The sequence below is a fragment of the Shuttleworthella sp. genome, assembly GCF_057251025.1.
Genome location: NZ_DBHIDN010000045.1, coordinates 1 through 3472 on the forward strand (window position 1 = coordinate 1; position 3472 = coordinate 3472).

General features: G+C 54.6%; 2 rRNA genes. Both read left to right on the plus strand.

Going from position 1 to position 3472, the window contains the following annotated elements:
- Positions 1-210 precede the first annotated feature (210 nt).
- Positions 211-3210 (plus strand): 23S ribosomal RNA (locus ACO5R6_RS07500).
- Between the two features lie 57 nt (positions 3211-3267).
- Positions 3268-3383 (plus strand): 5S ribosomal RNA (gene rrf, locus ACO5R6_RS07505).
- Positions 3384-3472: the final 89 nt, after the last annotated feature.

The following is a 3472-nucleotide window of genomic DNA, read 5'->3' on the forward strand; positions in this document are numbered from 1 at the left end:
GGTAGCCGTACCGGAAGGTGCGGCTGGATCACCTCCTTTCTAAGGAGACGGAGTCTGTTGGAGAGTATCCGGCAGGCGTATGTCTTGAAGAATTACGACTCGGATGAAGAAGTGCCGGACTCGAGCTCGAGGCTGAGGAATCCCTTTATGGCTTGTCTGTAATTTCCCTGCGTAACTTGACAGAAGAATAGAAGGCAATGCTGTAGAGGAGAGTAAGGAGAGAAGGGCACACGGAGGATGCCAAGGCATCCGACAGCGAAGAAGGACGCGGCAAGCTGCGAAAAGCCCCGGGGAGGCGCAAGCGACCATCGATCCGGGGATGTCCGAATGGGGCAACCCCTCCGGCGCAGGCCGGAGACCCGCGGATGCGGGGGCGAAGTCGGCGAAGTGAAACATCTCAGTAGCCGGACATAGAAGAAATCGAAGAGATACCCTGAGTAGTGGTGAGCGAAAGGGGAGTAGCCTAAACCGCTTACGTGCAAGCCTGCAAGCGTTGCGTAAGGCGGGGTAATAGGTTCATCCAGGAGGGGATTGCAGTCCTCTCGGGCAGTTATCAAACGCAAGGTCAGTTGAATGGTATTGGGAAAGCCAGCCGCAGAGGGTGAGAGCCCCGTAAGCGAAGGCGTTGCGTCTGTCTGTGGATGAAACCTGAGTAGGCCGGAGCACGAGGAATTCCGGTTGAATTTGGGCCGCCCATGGTCCAAGGCTAAATATGTCGGATGACCGATAGAGAAGAGTACCGAGAGGGAAAGGTGAAAAGCACCCCTGGCGGGGAGTGAAAGAGACCTGAACCCGTGTGCCTACAAGCGATCGGAGCATGGCCGGCGTTTTCGGACGCCGGGGTGTGTGACGGTATGCCTTTTGTAAAATGAGCCGGCGAGTTATTGTGCGTAGCGAGGTTAAGGACTGAGAGGTCTGAAGCCGTAGGGAAACCGAGTCTGAAGAGGGCGAATGAGTTTCGTACAATAGACCCGAAGCCCGACGATCTATCCATGTCCAGGTTGAAGCCCCGGTGAAGCGGGGTGGAGGACCGAACCGAAGCCTGTTGAAAAAGTCTCGGATGAGGTGTGGATAGGAGTGAAAAGCTAATCGAGTTGGGTGATAGCTGGTTCTCCCCGAAATGCATTTAGGTGCAGCCCTGAATGTTTAGTGATGGGGGTAGAGCGCTGAATGGACGCGGGCGGTTGTGACCGTACCAAATCCAATCAAACTGCGAATACCATTACTTAAGAGTTCAGGAGTGAGACTGCGGGAGAGAAGTTTCGTAGTCGAGAGGGAAAGAGCCCAGACCCACAGCTAAGGTCCCAAAGCCATGCTGAGTGTGGCAAGGATGTGACGATGCCCGGACAGCCAGGAGGTTGGCTTAGAAGCAGCCACCCTTTAAAGAGTGCGTAATAGCTCACTGGTCGAGGATTGTTGCGCCGAAAATACAGGGGGCTAAGCATGTCACCGAAGCCTGGAGATTGACTTTAAGGAGTCGAATCGGTAGGGGAGCGTTGTATGTGGGGCGAAGTACGGCCGGAAGGACGTGTGGACTGCATACAAGAGAGAATGCCGGCATGAGTAACGCGAAGTGTGTGAGAATCACACTCACCGGAAGTCCAAGGGTTCCTGGGGAAGGTTGATCCGCCCAGGGTAAGGCGGGGCCTAAGGTAAGGCCGAGAGGCGTAGCTGATGGACAACAGGTTGCTAATCCTGTCCCGCGAAGCGGTTGATTGACGATGGAGTGACGCAGGAAGCTAGGTGCGCCGGCGGATGGAATAGCCGGTCTAAGGGCGAAGCCTGGACGGGGAGGCAAATCCCCCTGTTTATAGGTGAGACCTGACGGGGAGTTTTCAGAGATGGAGACGAAGGCATTGACGCTCTACTGCCGGGAAAAGCTTCTAAGGAGACCGCGAGCGCCCGTACCCGAAACCGACACAGGTGGACTGGCTGAGGAGGCTAAGGTGAGCGGGAGAACTATCGTTAAGGAACTCTGCAAGTTGACCCCGTAACTTAGGGAGAAGGGGTGCCACAGGGGTGAAGATGAACAATTGGAGCCTAATGTGGTCGCAGAAACCAGGCACAGGCGACTGTTTACTAAAAACACAGGACTCTGCATAAGGCGTAAGCCGAAGTATAGGGTCTGACACCTGCCCGGTGCTGGAAGGTTAAATGGAGGGGTTAGTGCTGAGAAGTGCGAAGCTCTGAAATGAAGCCCCAGTAAACGGCGGCCGTAACTATAACGGTCCTAAGGTAGCGAAATTCCTTGTCGGGTAAGTTCCGACCTGCACGAAAGGTGTAACGATCTGTGCGCTGTCTCGACGGTAGGCCCGGTGAAATTGTGGTCCTGGTAAAGACGCCAGGTACCCGTGGTGGGACGGAAAGACCCCATGGAGCTTTACTGTAACTTGGTATTGGATTTTGTCCTATGATGCACAGGATAGGTGGGAGGCTTTGAGTCAATCATTTTGGTGATTGATGAGCCGTTGTTGGGATACCACCCTTTGTATGATGAAATTCTAACCCTTGAGCGTTGAAGCACGCGAGGGGACATTGCCAGGCGGGCAGTTTGACTGGGGCGGTCGCCTCCCAAAGAGTAACGGAGGCGCGCAAAGGTCACCTCAGGGCGAATGGAAACCGCCCTATGAGAGCGTAAGCGTATAAGGTGGCTTGACTGTGAGACGGACGTGTCGAACAGGAACGAAAGTTGGTGCTAGTGATCCGGTGGTTCCGAATGGAAGGGCCATCGCTCAACGGATAAAAGCTACCCTGGGGATAACAGGCTGATCTCGCCCGAGAGTTCCAATCGACGGCGTGGTTTGGCACCTCGATGTCGGCTCATCGCATCCTGGGGCTGAAGCAGGTCCCAAGGGTTGGTCTGTTCGCCCATTAAAGCGGTACGTGAGCTGGGTTTAGAACGTCGTGAGACAGTTCGGTCCCTATCCACCATGGGCGTGAGGTATTTGAGGAGAGCTGTTCCTAGTACGAGAGGACCGGAATGGACGAACCGCTAGTGTACCGGTTGTGGCGCCAGCTGCAAAAGCCGGGTAGCTAAGTTCGGGAGGGATAACCGCTGAAAGCATCTAAGTGGGAAGCCCCCTCCGAGATGAGATACCTAGCTCTGAGAGGAGATAAGATGCCCGCGAGACGAGCGGATAGATAGGCCGGGGGTGTAAGCGTTGAGAGGCGTTGAGCTGACCGGTACTAAAGCATCGAAACTTTTTTCTCCATGACTGATTTGCTTTCTATAGTGGAGTTAAGTTATGCAGGGTTAAGGAAATGTTTTCTGGTGGTCAAAGCGAGAGGGAAACACCCGGACCCATGCCGAACCCGGAAGTTAAGCCTGTGAGCGCCGATGGTACTGTATGGGGTACATACGGAAGAGTAGGTCGCTGCCAGAAAACAGTTGAAAGACGAGCGAGGAGCCCCGGTCTATGACCGGGGCTCCTCGCTTTTAATAAGATTGACTTGAACTTCATCTTGACGGGGC